The sequence below is a fragment of the Nocardia sp. NPDC046763 genome, from assembly GCF_040645495.1.
Classification (GTDB): Bacteria; Actinomycetota; Actinomycetes; order Mycobacteriales; family Mycobacteriaceae; genus Nocardia.
Genome location: NZ_JBEYYI010000001.1, coordinates 570,806 through 589,010 on the forward strand (window position 1 = coordinate 570,806; position 18,205 = coordinate 589,010).

General features: G+C 68.4%; 17 protein-coding genes and 2 pseudogenes. 5 read left to right on the forward strand and 14 right to left on the reverse strand.

Features of this window, described 5'->3' with window-relative positions; translation table 11 throughout:
• Positions 1-11 precede the first annotated feature (11 nt).
• Complete coding sequence (locus ABZ909_RS02785; RefSeq protein ID WP_356995871.1) at positions 12-1,196, reverse strand: hypothetical protein; 1,185 nt, start codon at positions 1,194-1,196, stop codon at positions 12-14.
• Positions 1,197-1,324: 128 nt separating this feature from the next.
• Positions 1,325-2,539 carry a glucose-1-phosphate adenylyltransferase gene (gene glgC, locus ABZ909_RS02790; RefSeq protein WP_356995872.1) on the reverse strand — a complete coding sequence of 405 codons (1,215 nt, stop codon included), beginning with the start codon at positions 2,537-2,539 and terminating at the stop codon, positions 1,325-1,327.
• 208 nt (positions 2,540-2,747) lie between these two features.
• Between glgC and glgA the strand changes: the two genes are divergently transcribed.
• The gene (gene glgA / locus ABZ909_RS02795; protein WP_356995916.1) at positions 2,748-3,917 is read left to right on the forward strand and encodes a glycogen synthase; all 1,170 of its coding nucleotides are present in this window, start codon (positions 2,748-2,750) and stop codon (positions 3,915-3,917) included.
• Between the two features lie 12 nt (positions 3,918-3,929).
• On the opposite strand, the gene ABZ909_RS02800 is transcribed toward glgA, so the two are convergent.
• Positions 3,930-4,439: a GNAT family N-acetyltransferase gene (locus ABZ909_RS02800; RefSeq protein WP_356995873.1), complete on the reverse strand. Its 510-nt coding sequence runs from the start codon at positions 4,437-4,439 to the stop codon at positions 3,930-3,932.
• A 69-nt stretch (positions 4,440-4,508) separates the two neighbouring features.
• Here ABZ909_RS02800 and ABZ909_RS02805 point away from each other — a divergent pair, with 69 nt between their 5' ends.
• Positions 4,509-5,447, forward strand: a complete 939-nt coding sequence (locus tag ABZ909_RS02805) for a LysR substrate-binding domain-containing protein (protein ID WP_356995874.1) — start codon at positions 4,509-4,511, stop codon at positions 5,445-5,447.
• On the opposite strand, the pseudogene ABZ909_RS02810 reads toward ABZ909_RS02805, so the two are convergent.
• The 10 genes and pseudogenes from ABZ909_RS02810 to ABZ909_RS02855 all read right to left on the reverse strand — a co-directional run.
• Positions 5,419-5,979 (reverse strand): annotated as a pseudogene (locus ABZ909_RS02810) (methyltransferase domain-containing protein); the annotation flags it as partial. The gene ABZ909_RS02805 and the pseudogene ABZ909_RS02810 overlap by 29 nt on opposite strands.
• Before the next feature lie 603 nt (positions 5,980-6,582).
• Positions 6,583-6,813, reverse strand: a pseudogene (locus ABZ909_RS02815) (putative RNA methyltransferase); the annotation flags it as partial.
• A 188-nt stretch (positions 6,814-7,001) separates the two neighbouring features.
• Entirely contained in the window at positions 7,002-7,169 is a 168-nt protein-coding gene (locus tag ABZ909_RS02820) for a DUF3117 domain-containing protein (protein WP_083869218.1), read from the reverse strand.
• A 165-nt stretch (positions 7,170-7,334) separates the two neighbouring features.
• Entirely contained in the window at positions 7,335-7,907 is a 573-nt protein-coding gene (locus tag ABZ909_RS02825; RefSeq protein WP_356995875.1) for a DNA-3-methyladenine glycosylase I, read from the reverse strand.
• Complete coding sequence (locus ABZ909_RS02830) at positions 7,904-8,362, reverse strand: DivIVA domain-containing protein (protein ID WP_356995876.1); 459 nt, start codon at positions 8,360-8,362, stop codon at positions 7,904-7,906. Before ABZ909_RS02830 ends, ABZ909_RS02825 begins: the two co-directional genes overlap by 4 nt.
• A gap of 159 nt (positions 8,363-8,521) precedes the next feature.
• Positions 8,522-9,658: an Mrp/NBP35 family ATP-binding protein gene (locus ABZ909_RS02835; RefSeq protein ID WP_356995877.1), complete on the reverse strand. Its 1,137-nt coding sequence runs from the start codon at positions 9,656-9,658 to the stop codon at positions 8,522-8,524.
• A gap of 98 nt (positions 9,659-9,756) precedes the next feature.
• Positions 9,757-10,644, reverse strand: coding sequence for a lytic murein transglycosylase (locus tag ABZ909_RS02840; RefSeq protein WP_356995917.1), 888 nt, complete (start codon positions 10,642-10,644; stop codon positions 9,757-9,759).
• Between the two features lie 158 nt (positions 10,645-10,802).
• Entirely contained in the window at positions 10,803-12,248 is a 1,446-nt protein-coding gene (locus ABZ909_RS02845) for a lytic murein transglycosylase (protein ID WP_356995878.1), read from the reverse strand.
• A 156-nt stretch (positions 12,249-12,404) separates the two neighbouring features.
• Entirely contained in the window at positions 12,405-12,992 is a 588-nt protein-coding gene (locus ABZ909_RS02850; RefSeq protein WP_356995879.1) for a DUF1003 domain-containing protein, read from the reverse strand.
• The gene (locus tag ABZ909_RS02855; RefSeq protein ID WP_356995880.1) at positions 12,989-14,314 is read right to left on the reverse strand and encodes a CBS domain-containing protein; all 1,326 of its coding nucleotides are present in this window, start codon (positions 14,312-14,314) and stop codon (positions 12,989-12,991) included. Before ABZ909_RS02855 ends, ABZ909_RS02850 begins: the two co-directional genes overlap by 4 nt.
• A gap of 61 nt (positions 14,315-14,375) precedes the next feature.
• Here ABZ909_RS02855 and ABZ909_RS02860 point away from each other — a divergent pair, with 61 nt between their 5' ends.
• From ABZ909_RS02860 to ABZ909_RS02870, 3 genes are read left to right on the forward strand one after another with little or no spacing between them, the layout of a single operon-like run.
• Complete coding sequence (locus ABZ909_RS02860; protein WP_356995881.1) at positions 14,376-15,332, forward strand: CoA ester lyase; 957 nt, start codon at positions 14,376-14,378, stop codon at positions 15,330-15,332.
• A gap of 12 nt (positions 15,333-15,344) precedes the next feature.
• Positions 15,345-15,836 (forward strand): general stress protein, encoded by a 492-nt coding sequence (locus tag ABZ909_RS02865; protein ID WP_356995882.1) that lies wholly within the window; start codon positions 15,345-15,347, stop codon positions 15,834-15,836.
• Positions 15,837-15,849: 13 nt separating this feature from the next.
• Entirely contained in the window at positions 15,850-16,416 is a 567-nt protein-coding gene (locus ABZ909_RS02870) for a suppressor of fused domain protein (RefSeq protein ID WP_356995883.1), read from the forward strand.
• Here ABZ909_RS02870 and ABZ909_RS02875 read toward each other — a convergent pair.
• Positions 16,413-18,044: an alpha/beta hydrolase gene (locus ABZ909_RS02875; RefSeq protein ID WP_356995884.1), complete on the reverse strand. Its 1,632-nt coding sequence runs from the start codon at positions 18,042-18,044 to the stop codon at positions 16,413-16,415. The two genes, ABZ909_RS02870 and ABZ909_RS02875, sit on opposite strands and share 4 nt — an antisense overlap.
• Positions 18,045-18,205: the final 161 nt, after the last annotated feature.

The window sequence follows — 18,205 nt, forward strand, 5'->3', positions numbered from 1 at the left end:
CACCGGATCCGCTACAGGCTGTTGGCCAGCAGGGCGTACTGTGCCGCCGCCTTCTTCTGGGCGTCGGAATCATTGGTCCCGTTCACCACGCCCACGTATTGCTTGTAGCTGACGTAGCAGCGGCTCGGCGTCTTGTCCGAGGTACGGTGCACGCACTTGACGTCGGGCACCTTGTCCGGCCCGCTGGTCGCGGTCTCCTGCAGGTTGCTGATCATGCCGGTCACGAAATCCGTGCTCGCCTTGCCATTTCGCAGCCTGATAACGAAATTGCCGTCGGCACTGGACATTTCGTCCGCACCGCCATCGGACACCAGCTTGGTCCAGTAGGCCATGTCGTCGGAGGGCAGGATGAGCCAATTGGCCGGGAACACCGCGAAATTGTCGGGATCGACGGTCTTGTGGTCGCGGTCGGTCACCAGCGTGCGGGCCAGCAGGCGATCGGGATCGACCGGCAGCTGCGAGATAAGGTCGTTCGGGGTCTCCTGGAAGGCGTCCAGCGTCGGGGCCTGGGCGTCGAGGGTCTTCTTGGCCCAGGACAGTAGATCCTGCTGATCGGCACTGGGGCGCAGGATGAACAGTGAGATCACGAAGTCCTTGCGCGCCATGGTCAATCCGATGTTCGGCACGCCGGGCCGCCAGTGCGCGTAGGCGTCCGGATAGTCGGGCAGGGTGAGCTTCTGGTTCACGTTCAGCGCCACATTGAAGTCGGCGTCCTCGAGTTCGCGGGCGGCCAGCTTGGCATTGTCGGCGGACGGGAAGCGCAGCACGCGGGTGGTGATGGTGGTGCCGTTCGGATCCGGATTGTCGTTGACGTCCTCGCGGTCCGAGCCGCTGGCCGCGACACCGGCCACGAAGCCGCGGTTGGTCAGCACGCCCTTGACCGCGGAGGACAGGTGGCTGACATTCACCACATCGTCGACCGTGGACAGCACCACGCCGCCGCGGCCGATATTGAGATGGGAGTCGATCTTCACCGCCGGGGCGACGGCCGCGGTCATGCGGATGCCCTCGAGGGTGTTGCCCTTACCGCCGTTGTTGCGGTCGTAGGTGTAGCGGTTCACCGGATAGGACCCGGTGTCCAGGGTGCGGACATCCAGCTCACCGGGAACCGCGGTGCCGGACTTACCGCATCCGGACAGTAGGGCGGTCAAGGCGAGGCAGGTGATGGCGGTGACGACACGTGCCGGACGGCGCATGGTGATCCCTCCCGCGCGGCCCGTCGACGGCGGCGCTCCATATGCACAGATTTTCGGACCAGCATCGGCCGGATGTCCACTCTTATCCGTGTCGCCCGCACGGCCGGACGGATTGAAACGCCTGGTAGTCAAACCCAGACGCCCTTGCCGACGGTCACCACGCCGCCATTGCTCACCGCGAAACGCTCCCGATCCCGGTCCCGATCCACACCGATGATCTCGCCCTCCGATACCACGACGTTCTTGTCCAGAATGGTGTGCCGCACCACCGCACCCCGGCCGATCCGCGTGCCCGGCATGAGGACACTGCCCTCCACCGTCGCGCCGTCCTCCACCAGCACATTCGAGAACAGCACCGAATTGCGCACCGTCGCCGCCGACAGAATGCTGCCCGCGCCCACGATCGACTCCTGGGCCAGGCCGCCGCGGCCGAACTTGGCTGGCGGCAGATTCTCGGCCGCACCGCGAATCGGCCAGTGCTTGTTGTAGAGGTCGAAGACCGGATCCACCGACACCAGATCCATGTGCGCCTCGTAGAAGGCGTCGATGGTGCCGACATCGCGCCAGTAACCGCGGCTGCGCTCGGTCGCTCCGGGCACCACATTGGTGGAGAAGTCGTAGACCGCGGCCGCGCCCGAACGCACCAGGCCAGGAATGATGTCGCCGCCCATGTCGTGGTCGGAGTCGTTGTCGTCGGCATCGGCGCGAATGGCGTCCACCAGCACCTTGGTGCTGAACACGTAGTTGCCCATGGAGGCGAAGGTGACATTCGGATCGTCGGGGGTGCCCGGCGGATGCACCGGCTTCTCCAGAAAGCCGATGATGCGGCCGGATTCGTCGGAATCGATGCAGCCGAAAGCGCTCGCCGTACTGCGCGGCACCCGGATACCCGCCACTGTCACGCCCGCACCGGAGTCGATGTGTGCCTGCACCATCTGCTCCGGGTCCATCCGGTACACGTGGTCCGCGCCGAAGACCACGATGTACTCCGGGTCCTCGTCGTAGATCAGGTTCAGCGACTGCATGATCGCGTCCGCGCTGCCGGTGTACCAGCGCGGGCCCAGCCGCTGCTGCGCCGGCACCGGGGTGATGTACTCCCCGCCGAAGCCCGACAGCCGCCAGGTCTGGGAGATGTGCCGGTCCAGCGAATGCGACTTGTACTGCGTCAGTACGCAAATGCGCAGATAGCCCGCATTCACCAGATTCGACAGCACGAAGTCGATGAGCCGGTACGCGCCGCCGAAGGGAACCGCGGGCTTGGCGCGGTCCTTGGTGAGCGGAAAGAGTCGCTTGCCCTCGCCACCGGCGAGCACGATCCCGAGTACGTGCGGCTGGCTCCTCACACCCCTGAAACTACCGGTTGTGCCCGAACACGGAATGTCCAGCTGGTGCCGTGTTCATCGCGATCTCGAGGGCACTGTCGATTGGTTGGCTCCGCTGCAAGCGTTTACGTTGGACCGGTGTAGGCATCGCGTCAACCCTGAGACGGATGCACCGGGCCGCGAACAGCCGGAGCGGAGCGGAGGCAAATTGGACAGAGCAACTCGTGGACTGCGAGTGGCTGTTATGACCCGCGAATACCCGCCGGAGGTGTACGGCGGGGCGGGGGTGCACGTCACCGAACTTGTGTCGCGGTTGCGGCGGCTGTGCGATGTCACCGTGCACTGCATGGGGGTCGCGCGTGCGGATGCCGTGGTGCACCAACCGGATCCGATGCTCTATGCCGCGAATTCCGCGCTGCAGATGATGTCCGCGCAGCTGCGCATGGCCGACGCCGCGAGCTTCGCCGACGTGGTGCACTCGCACACCTGGTACACCGGGCTCGCGGGGCATCTGGCCGGGCAGTTGTACGGGATTCCGCACGTGTTGACCGCGCATTCGCTCGAGCCGCGGCGGCCGTGGAAGGCCGAACAACTCGGCGGGGGCTACCGGCTGTCCTCGTGGTCGGAACACAATGCCATGACCTACGCCGACGCCGTCATCGCGGTGAGTGCGGGCATGCGCGCCGATGTGATCGCCGCCTACCCCGACATCGATCCCGCCAAAGTCCATGTGGTGCACAACGGCATCGACGCCGACGTCTGGCATCCGGGCGGTCCCGCGTCCGGCTCGCGGGACGTGCTCACCGAACTCGGCGTGTCCCAGGGACGGCCCATCGCGGCGTTCGTCGGGCGCATCACCCGGCAGAAGGGCGTGTCGCATCTGCTGGCTGCGGCCCGGCATCTGGATCCGGACATTCAGCTGGTGCTGCTGGCCGGGGCCGCCGACACGCCCGCCATGGAGGCCGAGGTGGCGGCGTCGGTGCGGGCGCTGCGGGCCGACCGCGACGGCGTGTTCTGGATCAAGGAGATGCTGCCCACCGAACTGGTGCGGCAGGTGCTCGCGGCCGCAACGGTTTTCGTGTGCCCGTCGGTGTACGAGCCGCTGGGCATCGTGAACCTGGAGGCCATGGCCTGCGGGACCGCGGTGGTGGCCTCGGATGTGGGCGGGATTCCGGAGGTGGTGGTGCCGGGGGAGACCGGGCGGCTGGTCCATTACGACGAGACCGCGCCCCGGGACTACGAGCGCGGTCTGGCCCGCGCCGTGAACACCGTTGCGGCCGACCCGGTCACGGCCGCCGCGATGGGTGCGGCCGGCCGCGACCGGGCGATCGGCGCCTTCGACTGGAACCGGATCGCCGCGCGCACCGCGCACATCTACGACCTGGTCCGCAAGGGGTAGCGGGGCGCCGGTTCAGGCGGTCAGGGGATACCGCATGAACACATCGGCCCGGTCATAGGGACTGGGCGGCAGTTCCGAAGGCGGCACGTGCACGAAACCCATCGCCTCGTACAGGTGCACGGCACTGGCCAGCCGGGCATTGCTCGCCAGGAAGAACTCCGTCGCGCCCAGGTCGCGCACCCGCTCGATGGCGGTGGCCAGCACCACCCGGCCGATGCCGCGGCCCCGGAAACGCGGCGACACAGCCATTTTCGACAGCTCGAACACGCCCGGCTCCTCCTGGACCAGCGCGACACAGCCGACGGCCTCGCCGTCCAGCCGGGCGATCAGCACCTCGCCGCCGTAATCGACGATGGCCTGCGGATTGTCGAGGGTGGCGAGGTCGGCGGGCTCGACCGAGAAGATGGTCTCGATCCACTCCAGGTTCAGGTCCTTGAAGGCGCGAGCGTCGTCTGGGGAGGACATCGGCGCGACCACGATCGAATCGAGTTCCTGGGCGCGGGCTTCCGTCTGCTGAGTCACCAGGGAAGCATGTCGGACGTCGAACCATAACGTCCAATACTTGATAGCTGCGATCGATACGATGAGCTTATGAACCCCGGTGTGGAGCTGCGGCACCTGCGCTACTTCCTGGCGGTCGCGGAGGAGCTGCACTTCGGACGGGCCGCTGCCCGCCTGCACATCGCCCAGCCCGCCCTCACCCAGCAGATCCAGCGCCTGGAAACCCTGCTCGGGACCCGGCTCTTCGACCGCACCTCGCGCACCGTCGCCCTCACCGCTGCCGGAATCGTGTTGCGCGAGCGCGCCCGCGCCCTGCTAGGTCACGCCGAACGCGACCTGGCCGAGGTCACCCGTATCGGCCAGGGCAGTCAGGGCACGCTCTACCTGGGCTTCGTCCCCTCGGTGCTGCCGCTCGAACCGTTGCGCGGGGTCCGCGAATTCCGCGAACGCTTCCCACTCGTGCGGGTCGACCTGGTCGAAGGGTTCACCAGCCACCTGATGGAGCGCCTCGCCAACGGCACCCTCGACATGGCCATCGTGCGCGACCCCGATGAGCAGCCCGGCACCGTGACCGTCCCCCTCATGACCGAGCCGTTCGTGGCGATCCTGCCCGCCGACCACCCCGACGCCGGACGCACCACCCTCACCGGCGCCGAACTCGCCGAGCACCCACTGGTCTTCTTCCCGCGCGCCGCGGGCGGACTCGCCTACGAGAAGAACCTCGCGCCGCTCCTGAAATCCGGCCGCCGCGCCCGCATCGTCCAGGAGGCCACCAACTGGACCATCATCCTCTACCTGGTCGCCGCGGGCCTGGGCGTCACCATCGCCCCACGCAGCGCCACCTTCACCGCCCCCGACTCGGTTCGCATCATCCCCCTCGCCGAAACCGACGCGGCCACAACGATTTACATCGCCACTCGGGCGGACGACACCCGCCCCCTGGTCCACAACCTCCTCGACCTGCTCCCGAACCGCCCGAAACCCCCGGAACCGCCCGGGCTCAGCGCGGGCGATACACCGAGATCGTGACCGACGCGGTTACCGGCATCGGATCAGGCAGGGCCGCAATCTGTTCCGCCCGCCGCTCGGCCGCATGAAATGCCGACGGCCCCATGGCCGCCACATTCGCCACATCCTCGTGCGAGAGCTCCATCGTGTACTCGACCGCATCGTGTCCTACCAGCTCGAACCGCTCCCCGAGCGATTCGGCGAGCCGATCCGCCTTGGCCGCATCCACACTCACCATCCCGAGCGGCTCGATCAGCTCGCCCAGATGCCGCGAGGTCGGCGTCACCACCACGAACCGCCCGCCGTCCGCCAGCACCCGCGCCACCTCGTCCGCATTGCGCGGCGCGAACACCGACACCACCGCCCCCATCACGCCATCCCGCACCGGCAGCCCTCGCCACGCATCCGCCAGCACCGACCCGGCCCGCGCATGCGCCCGAGCCGCCCGCCGCGCCGCCGCCTTCGACACGTCGAGGGCGACTCCCCGAGCTCCCGGCACCGCATCCAACACGGCCGCCAAGTAATACCCGGTCCCCGCCCCGATCTCGAGCAGTGCCGTGCCGCTCGTAGTGCCTTCCCGCACCGCTGAATTCGGACCGGCCGACGGATTCTCCGCCGCCGTCGCGGACCGGTCGACGGCGGATTCCCGAGGCGCGGCGTGTGCCTTCGTCCGACTCGTGCTCTCGGCGGGCTGACCTCCAGCGGCGAGCCCGTGACCGGCATCGCCCCGGTGCCACTGCCCGCCTGGCGCTGGCGACGAGGCAGCGACCTCGTGATCGGCCTCATCCGTGGCACCGGGTGCTGGGGCCGAGACGGCGCCACCGGTCGATTTGGGTGCGGGGGCCACGCCTGCGGACAGGAGGGTGGTGGCGAGTCGTGCCGCGGAGGCCGAAGTAACGGACATTCCGGGTGCGATGGTTCCGGAGCGGAGGCGTGGATGCCGGGGCGGGGTGGCTGGGCCGGGTTTGCCTGGATCGTGGGAGCTCGCCGGGTGTGCGGGGTCGCCGTGTCGGTGGGGTGCCGGTGGGTGTGCGGGCGAGGTGGCAGCCGCGGGAGAGTCCGCTCCGAATACTGCTGTGTCGAAATCAGTTACGGGGCGAGGGGTGGTGATGGCGGGTTCGGCGTCGCGGTGGGGGATGGCTGCTGCGACGGTCTCGGCCAGGGCGGCGGCGATCGGGGCGAAATGGCCTGCGGCTTGAAAGGCGGTGCGGGCGTCGAGCATGGCCGGGGTGTCGCCGGTCATTTTGGTAGACGCGCCGGTGAGGAGGCTGACGTAGCCCTGCTTGGCCAGGTCGAAACTGTGGCCGTGCGGGCAGCGCAGGGTCCGGGCGGCGGGGTCGCCGACCACGGGAGCCGCGAGGGACCGGCTGCACTGTGGGCAGGCCAGCAGGTCGGCGCAGGCCAGGAGCCGTTCCGCGGGGGAGGGCTCGGCAGTGCCGACTGAGGGGGGATATGAGCTGTTGTTCACCGTGGTACCGGTAAGCCTGGGAGCCCCCGGGATTCTCGAGGGGGTTCGGGGGCGAAGCCCCTGAGAGTCCCGGGAGTTGGGCTCACCGGCACCGGCGAGTCGATCGATCAGCTGGTGACTTTGACGAGTTCGTCACCGAGCGCCGCGGCTTCATCCGGCGTGAGCTCGACGACCAGACGCCCGCCACCCTCGAGTGGAACCCGCATGACGATTCCACGCCCTTCCTTGGTTGCCTCGAGGGGACCGTCCCCGGTGCGGGGCTTCATGGCCGCCATCCTCTGCTCCCTCCAGATCTGCGCGGTCTGCTGCGCACTTTCATGGAACTCCAGTTGTCACCAACCAGGCAGCCCGCCGGCATGTGGCGGGCTACACCATGCCCATTCTTCCCTATCGCGGATCGAGGCGGGTACCTGAGTTCCAAAAACCGACCGTCGTGGCGTTCAGCGTGTACTCACATTCACCCAGCAATCGGCGATGTGATCGTCTACCATCCCCGTCGCCTGCATGAGTGCGTACGCGGTCGTGGGCCCCACGAATTTGAACCCGCGCCGCTTGAGTTCTTTTGCGAGAGCGGTGCTTTCGGTTGTGACAGCGGGCACATCGGACATGCTCCGCGGGCGCTTGTGCGGGGCCGGGGCATAGGACCAGAGCAGGGCGTCCAGGCTCTCGCCGAGATCGCGGGCAACCCGCGCATTGTGGACGCTCGCCACTATTTTGGCCCGATTGCGAACAATGCTCGGATCCGCCATGAGACGTTCCACATCGGCATCCCCGAACCCCGCCACCCGTTCGATCGCGAAGCCCTCGAATGCGGTACGGAAGGCCGGCCGCTTCCGCAAAATCGTGATCCACGCCAACCCCGACTGAAACGCCTCGAGGCACATTCGTTCGAATAGCGCGTCATCGCCGTGCAGCGGGCGTCCCCACTCCTGATCGTGGTAATCCCGATAAAGCTGGGACCCCTCCGCCCATCCGCACCGAATCAGTCCGTCGGCGCTCGTGTACGCGGTCACCGCGCGCCCGGCTCTTCGCCATGCTCCGCCGGAGCGGCCGGTTCGGCCGGGAGCACCCGGGGGGCCGACGCCTCGCCGTTCGAGCCCGCGCTCCGCCGGGGCGCGGATGGCTCGCCCGACCCGGGCTGCGAATCCGTGCCGGGCTCGGCCGTCGGCTCCGCCGCCGCCTCCGCTCCGGTCACGCGGGCGAGTTCGCCCTCGAGTTCGTCGATGCGAGCGGCGAGCCGGGTCAGGGCCCAGTCCACCTCGCCCGCCTTGTACCCCCGGAACACCTGCTGGAAGCGCAGTGCCCGCACATCGCAGCCGCTGATCCCCGCCGCGGGCAGCACGGTGACGGTCGTCCCCTCCGGCAGCGGCCCGAGCTCCTCCGACCGCCCGAAGATCGCACTGGCCACCAGGAAAAGCAGCGCGGCGACCAATCCGACGATCAGCACGTACAGCAGCATCGTGAGCATGCCCCGAGCTTAGGGCCCGCCCGCACCGCAGTCCGCCCGTACCCCTGGCGGAAACGCGCCGTCGAATTCCGCACTCCCCCAAAGGGAGAGCAAAGCCGGGGAGCTCTCAGCGCGGGAATTCGAGCGAATTCCGCGCTGAGAGCTCCCCGATCGTGATTGCTACAGGTGACGGGTGGTGTCGATGGAGAGGGACATGCCGGCCAGGCCGCGTCGGCGGACGGACAGCTTGTCGGCGATGTCGAGCAGGGCCCGACCCGACGGGCTTTCGGGGGCACGCAGCACGATGGGGGTGCCCTCGTCGCCGGCCTCGCGCAGCTGTTGCTCGATCGGGATCTGGCCCAGCAGCGCGACATTCGCGCCGATGGCGCGGGTCAGGTTGTCGGCCACGGTCTGGCCGCCGCCGGCGCCGTAGAGCTCCATGCGGGTGCCGTCGGGCAGGTCGAGCCAGGACATGTTCTCGATGACACCGGCGATGCGCTGGCGGGTCTGCAGGGCGATGGAGCCCGCGCGCTCGGCGACCTCGGCGGCGGCCAGCTGCGGGGTCGTCACGACCAGGATCTCCGCGTTCGGGATGAGCTGGGCCAGCGAGATGGCCACGTCGCCGGTCCCGGGCGGCAGGTCCAGCAGCAGGATGTCGAGGTCGCCCCAGAAGACGTCGGCCAGGAACTGCTGCAGCGCGCGGTGCAGCATCGGGCCGCGCCACACCACCGGGGTGTTGCCCTTAGTGAACATGGAGATCGAGATGACCTTCACGTCGTGCGCGATGGGCGGCAGGATCATGCGCTCGACCTGGGTGGGCCGCTGCTCGGTGCCCAGCATGCGGGGCACGCTGTGGCCGTAGATGTCGGCGTCGAGCACGCCCACCGAGAGGCCCTTGGCGGCCATGGCGGCGGCGAGATTGACGGTGACCGAGGACTTTCCGACACCGCCCTTGCCGGAGGCGACCGCGTAGACGCGGGTGAGCGAGCCGGGCTGGGCGAAGGGGATGACCGGTTCCGCGGCGTCACCGCGCAGCTTGCGGCGCAGTTCGGTGCGCTGCTCGTCGTTCATGACGTCCAGCTCGACCGTGATGGCGCCGACTCCGGCCACGTCGGCGACGGCCTTCGTGACCCGTTCCTGGATGGCGGATTTCATCGGGCAGGCCGACGTTGTCAGGTAGATCACAACGTGGACACCGCTATCCGCGCCGACCGCGACGCTCTTCACCATGCCCAGCTCGGTGATCGGCTTCCGGATCTCCGGGTCGATCACCTTCGCGAGCGCGACCCGCACATCCGATTCCGTAAGCACTGGCATGCGCCCAAGTCTAGGAGCGCCTCGAGCCGTTCCGCTTTCGCCCTCCGCTTATACCGGGGGCGGGTGTGTACGGCGTGGTCGGATGTGGGGCGGAGCGGTCAGATGCGGGGGAGCGCGGCGGCCGCCGGGGAGATCCCCGAGCCGTACGCGGTCTCCCATGCCATGACGTTCGCGACGTACGCCATGGAGTTGTTGTAGCGCAGGATGGCCCGGGTCTGCTGGCCCGGATCACGCATGTCGAGGCCGCCCGAGCAGAGGTACTTGCCGGCGGTGAGCGCGGCGTCGTAGATGTTCTGCGGATCGGCGACGCCGTCGCCATTGCCGTCGGCCGCGTACTTGCGCCAGGTCTCGGGCAGGAACTGCATGGGGCCGACGGCGCGGCGGTAGCTGCCGGACAAGCCGTCCAGGTCGCCGCCGCCGGAGGTCGCGACCACGTTGTTCCCGGCCAGCCTGCCGTCCAGGATCGGGCCGTAGACGGGTTCGAGTGGATAGCCGTCGTCATCGATCTTGCCGTAGCCATGGCCGGATTCGACCCGGCCGATACCGGCCAGCAGGTTCCACGGCATATTGCAGGTCGGATTCTCCACGGCCAGAATGCGTTCCGCGTTCTCGTAGGCGTCTTGCGCGACGCCCGGCATGCCGAGCGGCCCGGCGGGGCGCGCCGACGGCACCCGGCCGTCCGGCTGCGCGACGGACTTCACTTCCGGAGGGCCAACGGGTGCAACCTGTTTAGCCTCGTGCAGCAGCGGTTCCGGTGCGGCGGCGGGTAATACGGCAGCCTCGGGCTTGGGTAGTTGTTCCTCGCTGTCGTTCGACAGCTGGTGCTGGACGGTAGCTGCGAGCTTGTCGGCGATGTTCCCGTCGCCGGCTCCGGTAACTGCGGCCAGTCCGGCGGGCACGAGCCCGGTCAATGCGATGACCGATCCACGGCGAACTTTCGGGACCGGGGGTTTGCGGTGACGACCCACTGTGTGGTGACCCTCCATTGCCATCGGTTGATACCGGGGTGATGCAACAGAGGCCACGTTACCTTATCCGAGACCTTCCTGTTACCCCTTCGTGACCAACTCTCAGGATTTGAAGGAAACGCAAGTCAGAAGCGAGTTCCGGAGCGTCGCTCCGAAACTCGCGAATCACACAGTCGTTACGGGGCAGGCGCCGGGGCCGGGGCCGGAAGCGGAATCGTGATGCCGAACGGCAGCGTGATGCCCGGGGCCGGGGTGGTGGTCGTGGTGGTGTCGGGAGCGGAATCGGGCGGGACGTCGGCCTCGGGTGCGGGCGTCTTGCTGGGCGTGACCGTTTGCTGGTCCTGCGGTTGCTGGACGGCCTGCTGCGGCTGATCCTGGGGCTTCTGGTTCTGCTGACCCGTCTGGGTGTTGCAGGAGGTGACGGCGGGCTGATCCTTGACCACCGGCTTGCCGTCGGGTCCGAACTGCTGCTCGTTCGGCTTGCCGTTCTCGGGCTTGGCGGCGTCCTCGGGCTTGGTCTTGTCGTCGGTGGCCGGGTCGCCGGGGACCTTGTCGGCCTTCTGATCCGGCTGCTGCTGCGCCGGAACCGCCACCTGCTCACAGGGATTCGCGGGCACCACCGGAGCCGGGCAGAAGATGCCGCACGGGATCGGCGGCAGGCCCGGGATGGTGATCATCACCTGGGTCGGCGTCGGCGTGGTGGTCTGCTGTGTTGTGTCGGGCGCCTCGGTGGCCGGAATCGTGGTGGAGGCCACCGTGATATCCGGGCCGCTGACCGGAACGTAGTTGTTGGGCACCAGATCCGGCGAGATGCTCACCTGCTGCGGTGCGCCGCCGGTCTTGTACGCATTGGCCCAGCTGAGCACATTGGCCGCGTACGACACCGAATTGTTGTAGCGCAGCACGGCCCGGAGCTGCTGCTGCGGATCGGCCAGGTCCATGCCGCCCGAGCACAGGTACTTGCCCGCCGCCAGCGCGGCGTCGAAGACATTGTTGGGATCCGGTGTGCCGCTGCCCTTTCCATTGGCGGCGTACACCGACCAGGTGCTGGGCAGGAACTGCATGGGGCCGATAGCCCGGACGAAACTACCGTCGCTGGCCTTGATGATCTCGTTGCCGGGCAGCGTCCCGTCCAGGGCCGGGCCGTAGATGGGGGAGACCGTGGTGCCCGCGGCGTCGGTGCGGCCGTTGTTGGCGTGGTTGGACTCGATGCGGCCGATGCCGGCCAGCAGGTACCAGGGCAGATGGCAGTTCGGGTCCGAAGACTGCAGCGCCAGTTCGGCATTGCGGTAGGCAGCCAGCACGATCTCCGGAATGCCCAGCACGCCACTGCCGCCGGGCAACGCGATGTCCCGCAGCGGCACGGCGCCGCCGAAGAGCGGCGAGCCGTCGGTGGGCGGGGTCATTGCGCTGAGTTTGCGGGGGGCCTCCGGAGCCGCCGGAACGAGGCCGACGGTCTGATCCGAGGGGGTGTCGGCGGGACTGTTCACACTCGCGTTGCGCGCCGAGGCGGCTGCCAGCAACGTGTCCGGCGCGGCCTGCGGGGCCACGGTGTGGACGGTCGTATTGGTGGCAGAACCGGCGGTGACCAGGCCCGCAATCAACAGTGCCGACGCTGTCACCGGAGCAGATAGTCTCTTCGCCACCACACAATCCCCTCAGTCGTGCGGCCGATGCCCCGTGGTGACACTCATACAGCGGCAGTGTCTGGGTAGGTCGCTCGGAACAACGTGATCCAGGTTACCCATCAGTCAGCTCGATCGGAACAACTTCGATGGTCAGTCGCCATCTTTTTGTGCCGAAATTGCGACCTCAGCAGACTTCCGATCGGTACTCTTCTTTGATTTCCTGGCCTTCGCGATCTCGCCGCCTACGGCCAGTTTCTCCAGTCTGACCAGGGATTCCTTAATGTCGTCCAGTTCCCGGCGCACGTAGTCGCGCGTGGCGACCTCGCCCACTGCCAGCCGCAGCGCGGCGAGCTCACGCGCCAGGAATTCGGTGTCGGCTTTCGTCTGGGCCGCTCGTGTCCGGTCCTCCTCGAGCGAGACCCGGTCGCGATTATCCTGGCGGTTCTGTGCCAGCAGGATCAGCGGCGCGGCGTAGGCAGCCTGGGTGGAGAACGCCAGATTCAACAGGATGAACGGATACGGGTCCCACTGCAGCCGCAGCGCGAACACATTGAGCAGGATCCACACCACCACGATGACGGTCTGGATCACCAGGTAGCGGCCGGTGCCCAGGAAGCGGGCCACCTTCTCGCTGGAACGTGCCATCGCCTCGGGATCCCAGTCGAGACCGCGGAAGCGGCTCTGCACCGGGGTCTCCAAACGCTGGCGGGCGCTGAGTTTTTCGAGCCGTTCGCTCATGCGCGGCCTCCCGTCCCCTCGATCACGGGCATGCCGTGCGCATCGTGATGGTCTTCGTCCTGCTCGCGCCAGTCCTCGGGCAGCAGGTGGTCGAGCACGTCATCGACGGTGACGGCTCCCAGTAGATGATTCTCCGTGTCCACCACCGGTCCGCACACCAGGTTGTAGGTGGCGAAATAGCGGGTCACGGCGGTGAGCGGGGCATCGGGCCGCAGCTGCACCAGATCGGTGTCGACAATGCCGCCGACCAGGTTCGCGGGCGGCTCCCGCAGCAACTGCTGGAAGTGCACGCAGCCCAGGTAGCGGCCGGTCGGGGTGGCCGTGGGCGGACGCACCACGAAGACCATCGACGCCAGGGCCGGGGTCAGCTCGGGATCGCGGATGCGGGCCAGCGCCTCGGCGACCGTGGTGGAGGCGGTGATGACGATGGCGTCGGGCGTCATCAGACCACCGGCGGTGTAGGGCGCGTGCTCGAGCAGGCGGCGCACCGGTTCGGAGTCCTCAGGATCCATCAGCGCCAGCAGCGATTCCGCCTCGCCCGTGGGCAGCTCGCCCAGCAGGTCGGCGGCGTCGTCGGGGTCCATGGCCTCGAGCAGGTCGGCCGCGCGTTCAACGCCGAGCTGTGCGAGCAGTTCCATCTGGTCGTTCTCGGGCAGCTCCTGGACCACGTCGGCCAGCCGCTCGTCGTCGAAGGCGGCCGCCACCTCGATGCGGCGCTTGAGCGGCAGTTCGCGCAGCAGGTGCGCGACGTCGGCGGGGCGCATGCCCTCGAACTGCTCGAGCAGCTGGGTGACGTCCTGGCCGGGCAGGTCCAGCTCGGTCTGGGTGAGGCCGCGCACCTGTGCCCAGTCGACCACGTGCACCGCGCCGCGCCGGCCGAAGCCCACGCCGAGGCGGCGGCGTTCGCGCACGGCTACCCGGGACACTACCCAGTCGCGGGTGCGGCTCTGCTCGATACCCAGGTCGACGACCACCACGTCAGCGCTCGCCAGCTGCGGCAGCTCGGGATCGGCGACGCGGACCGTGGAGTCCAGGATCTGCGCGACGGCCAGCAGCTCGCCGGGCCGCTGCTCGAAGCGGCGCACGCTGATGGTGCCGGTGGTGAGGGTGACAGCGCCCGGTTCGATGGCCTGGACCCGCAGCATGGGCACGAAAATGCGCTTGCGGGTGGGGAGTTCGACGAGCACGCCCAGCACCCTGGGCTGCTGGCGGTCATACCGTATCGAGATCACGATGTCGCGGAGGCGGCCGATAGACTCGCCGTCCGGTCCCAGTACCACCAAGCCCGCCAACCGGGCGGCGAAAACCTTCGTCGCTGCCATGTTTGGTAAGGCTAATGGGTCGAGCGCGTCCAAAATGTCGCGCCATGTGAAGGAGTGAGCCATGACATCGCGCCGATCGGTGCTCGCAGTCCCCGGCAGCAACCCGCGCATGATCGAGAAGGCCAAGGGACTGCCCGCCGACGAGGTGTTCCTGGATCTCGAGGACGCGGTCGCGCCGGCAGCGAAGGCGGCCGCGCGGGCGAACATCGTGGCGGCCCTCAACTCCGGCGGCTGGGGTGCCCAGATTCGCGTTGTGCGGGTCAACGATTGGACCACTGAGCACACGTATGCCGACGTCATCACGGTGGTGGAGGGCGCGGGCTCGGAGTTGGACGCCATCCTGCTGCCGAAGGTCATCGACGCCGGGCAGGTGCAGGCCCTCGACCTGCTGCTGACCCAGCTGGAGAAGGCCAACGGGCTGCCGGTCGGGCGGATCGGGATCGAACCGCAGATCGAGAACGCGCTCGGGCTGCGCAATATCGACGCCATCGCGACCGCGAGCCCGCGGGTGCAGACCCTGGTGTTCGGTCCCGCCGACTTCATGGCCTCGATCAATATGCGCACCCTGGTGGTGGGCGAGCAGCCCGAGGGCTACGAGCCGGGTGACGCCTATCACCACATCTATATGACGATCCTGCTGGCGGCCCGCGCCCACGGCCTGCAGGCCATCGACGGCCCCTACCTGGCGGTCCGCGATATCGACGGCTTCCGCCGCAACGCATCCCGCACGGCCGCACTGGGTTTCGACGGCAAGTGGGTGCTGCACCCGGATCAGATCACCGCCTGCAACGAGATCTTCAGCCCGCGCCAGGCCGATTACGACCGGGCCGAGGAGATCCTCGACGCCTACGCGTTCCACACCTCGACCGAGGGCGGCGCGCGGGGCGCGGTGATGCTCGGTGACGAGATGATCGACGAGGCCAGCGCCAAGATGGCTCAGGTGATCGCTGATAAAGGCAGGGCCGCCGGAATGGCGCGAACCACGCGTTTCGTACCAGCGCCCGTCGACGCGAAATAGCATGATGGACTCATGACGAATCCCATGGGGAATCCGAGCCGGGGCCGTCCCGGCCTGCCGACGCCACCGTCGGGCTGGCCGGTCGGCTCCTACCCGACCTATGCCGAGGCGCAGCGGGCGGTCGACTACCTGGCCGACAACCAGTTCGCGGTGGAGGGCGTGACCATCGTCGGTGTCGACCTCATGCAGGTCGAGCGTGTGCTGTACCGGCTGACCTGGGGAAAAGTCATTGGCGGCGGCATGGTTTCGGGCGCCTGGCTGGGCCTGTTCCTGGGTCTGCTCCTGAGCATGTTCACCTCCGGCGGGACCATCGGCCCGCTGGCGGTCGGCCTGATCGGCGGCATCATCTTCGGCCTCATCTCCGCGTCCATCCCGTACGCGGCCACCCGGGGCCAGCGCGACTTCGCCTCCACCATGCAGCTGGTGGCCGGCCGCTACGACGTGCTGTGCGACCCGAAGACCGCCGAGCAGGCGCGCGACATGCTCGCCAGGCTGGCCATCTAGATCCATGGAGGTAATGGATCAGGTCCGGGCCGCGCTGCTCGGTCATTTCGGGGTGGAGTCCGCGGACGCGGCATCGGTGACGTTTCTGGGGCTGGAGCCCATCGACATCCTGCGTATCCCGAACGGCGAGTTCGTGCACTACGCCACACTGGGTGGCTCCCGGCATCCGATGACGGATCCGGCCGCGGCGCTGGCCGATCCGGTGCGCGGGCCGCGTGCGGAGCTGGTGCTGACACTACGCGGCGGTGTGGGCGCGGGTTCGGGGTTGACCCGCACGCTGGGCGTACTGGTGGCGGCACCTGCGGTGGAAGGTGTTGTGCTGCAGGCGGATGCGCTGCTCGATCTGGGAGAACCATTGTGGGCCGACGCACCGTTCACCGCGGTGCTACTGGGTGCGAGCGACATCCCGGAGGTGGCGCTGCCGGAACCCGCTGAGCCTGTGCGATTCCTGGCGGTCGCGCCGATCACCGCGACGGAGGCGGCGTGGGTTCGGATCCGCGGCGCGGCGGCATTGCGCGACGCCTGGGCCGAGGCGGGAATCGACGTGCGCGATCCCGCCCGGGCCGCCGCGTCGCTCTAATCGAACGGGTTGCCGTCGATCGGACAGGTCGTGCCGCTGGCCGGAAGCGTTCCCGCGATGAGATATTCGCGTTTCGCGGCCTCCGCGCATGTGCTGTGCACGTACATGCTGCTGTGCCCGGCGCCCTCCACCACCAACAGGCGCGCGTCCGACAGTTCGGCCGCACCGGCGGCGGCTCCGGCCAGCGGTGTCGCGGGATCATTGCGACTGTTGATCACCAGGATCGGGGCGGTCGGCCGATTCCACGGTCCCGGGTAGGGGTTCACGGCGGTCTGCGGCCAATAGGCGCAGGTCAATGCGTCCAGGACGCCGAGCCGGCCGAAGACGGGCACCCGCTGGTCCTCACTGATCGCGAGGGCGCTGTAGCGCCGCTCGTCGCGCGGCACCCGGCTGTCGGCGCACTGGACGCCGTGGAAGGCCTCGGTGTAGTTGTCATCGTAGGTGTTGGCGCCGGTGCCGCCCAGGCCTTGCGAGCTGCCCGTGCCGATATCGGCCACCTGCCGCACCAGGGCCGCGGTCTCGGCGAGCACATCGGTCGGCCGATACGGTGTGTTGCGCAGATCGTAGAGAAGTTGCAGGGTGGCGGCGACCCGCGGCCAGCCGGCCGGATTGGACAGCTGGCCCGCCGCGGCCACCACGGTGCCGTAGTCGTAGCGTTTGCCGTCCCACGAGATCGGTTCGCGCCGTACCCGTTCCAGGATCTGCTGCCATTTGTCTCGCGGATCTCCCTGGGAGAAGGCACATTCGGGCCCTGCCGCCACACAGGCGTCGAGCATGGCGTCGAAGGTGCCCGCGATTCCGGTGGCGACGTCCTGCCGGGTGTCGATGGGCTGGTCGGCGGCGGCGTCGTCGAGACCGAGGGCGTTACCGCGGAAATCCATCGAGCCGTCCAATGCCAGGGCGCGGACCCGGCCGGGAAACATGTTGGCGTACAGCGCGCCCAGGTAGGTGCCGTACGAAATGCCGTGGTATGTCAGCTTGTCGTCGCCGACGGCCCGGCGCAGCAGGTCCAGATCTCGGGCGGTGTTCTCGGTCGACAGGTGGGGCAGCAGGTCGGCGGCGCGCTGCCCGCAGTTGTCCGCAAGCGTCTTCGCGGCCGCGAAGAACCGCGGCTCCGTGCCGGGCGTGCCGGGCATCGCGGGATAGGTGGCGAAGAACAGCTGCTGTGCGGTCGCATCCGGAAAACAGTGCACCGGTGCGCTGTTCGCGACGCCACGGGAATCCCAGGACACCAGATCGAAGCGGGCGCGCAGCTCGTCGGAGAACAGCCACGGCCAGTGCGCCCGTTCCCGCAGCCGCTGCACCCCGGACCGGCCGGGGCCGCCGAAGTTGACGAACAGCGTGCCGATCCGCCGGGCCGGGTCGGCGGCGGGGAGTTTGATCACGGCCAGGTCGATCGATCGGGCCTCGGGATGCGCGTAGTCCAGTGGCACTCGCGCTGTCGCACAGGAGAATCCGGAATCGCAGTCGGTCCACTGCAGGGTGGGCGCCGGTGCGGCATCGGCGAGGGAGTCGACGTAGGAGTCGGTTGCCGGGCCGGCCGTGGCGGGCACCGGCACGGCCAGCAGAAGCCCGAATACTGCTGTCCACCAAGCCATCCGGCCGCGGATCGGCGAAGTCCTCTTCATGAACACAGCCGAATTCATAGCAACCCGGCGGCGGGCGCGTCGAGGCGATCAGCAAAACCCCTGGTGGGGGGGTGTCCCTATGGTTTTCGTCAACCTGTCGGCGGCCGCACTCGTGGTGTGATTCCGATACGTTGGTTTGCGGTGAGGCAATCTGGCTGGAG

What these genes read in the sequence shown, in the direction of transcription:
- ABZ909_RS02785 (WP_356995871.1), bottom strand. Translation starts at nt 1,196, where the DNA reads ATGCGCCGTCCGGCACGTGTCGTCACCGCCATCACCTGCCTCGCCTTG.
- ABZ909_RS02805 (WP_356995874.1), top strand. Translation starts at nt 4,509, where the DNA reads ATGAACCCCGGTGTGGAGCTGCGGCACCTGCGCTACTTCCTGGCGGTC.
- ABZ909_RS02820 (WP_083869218.1), bottom strand. Translation starts at nt 7,169, where the DNA reads ATGGCGGCCATGAAGCCCCGCACCGGGGACGGTCCCCTCGAGGCAACC.
- ABZ909_RS02830 (WP_356995876.1), bottom strand. Translation starts at nt 8,362, where the DNA reads ATGCTCACGATGCTGCTGTACGTGCTGATCGTCGGATTGGTCGCCGCG.
- ABZ909_RS02835 (WP_356995877.1), bottom strand. Translation starts at nt 9,658, where the DNA reads ATGCCAGTGCTTACGGAATCGGATGTGCGGGTCGCGCTCGCGAAGGTG.
- ABZ909_RS02840 (WP_356995917.1), bottom strand. Translation starts at nt 10,644, where the DNA reads ATGGAGGGTCACCACACAGTGGGTCGTCACCGCAAACCCCCGGTCCCG.
- ABZ909_RS02850 (WP_356995879.1), bottom strand. Translation starts at nt 12,992, where the DNA reads ATGAGCGAACGGCTCGAAAAACTCAGCGCCCGCCAGCGTTTGGAGACC.
- ABZ909_RS02855 (WP_356995880.1), bottom strand. Translation starts at nt 14,314, where the DNA reads ATGGCAGCGACGAAGGTTTTCGCCGCCCGGTTGGCGGGCTTGGTGGTA.
- ABZ909_RS02860 (WP_356995881.1), top strand. Translation starts at nt 14,376, where the DNA reads ATGACATCGCGCCGATCGGTGCTCGCAGTCCCCGGCAGCAACCCGCGC.
- ABZ909_RS02865 (WP_356995882.1), top strand. Translation starts at nt 15,345, where the DNA reads ATGACGAATCCCATGGGGAATCCGAGCCGGGGCCGTCCCGGCCTGCCG.
- ABZ909_RS02870 (WP_356995883.1), top strand. Translation starts at nt 15,850, where the DNA reads ATGGATCAGGTCCGGGCCGCGCTGCTCGGTCATTTCGGGGTGGAGTCC.
- ABZ909_RS02875 (WP_356995884.1), bottom strand. Translation starts at nt 18,044, where the DNA reads ATGAAGAGGACTTCGCCGATCCGCGGCCGGATGGCTTGGTGGACAGCA.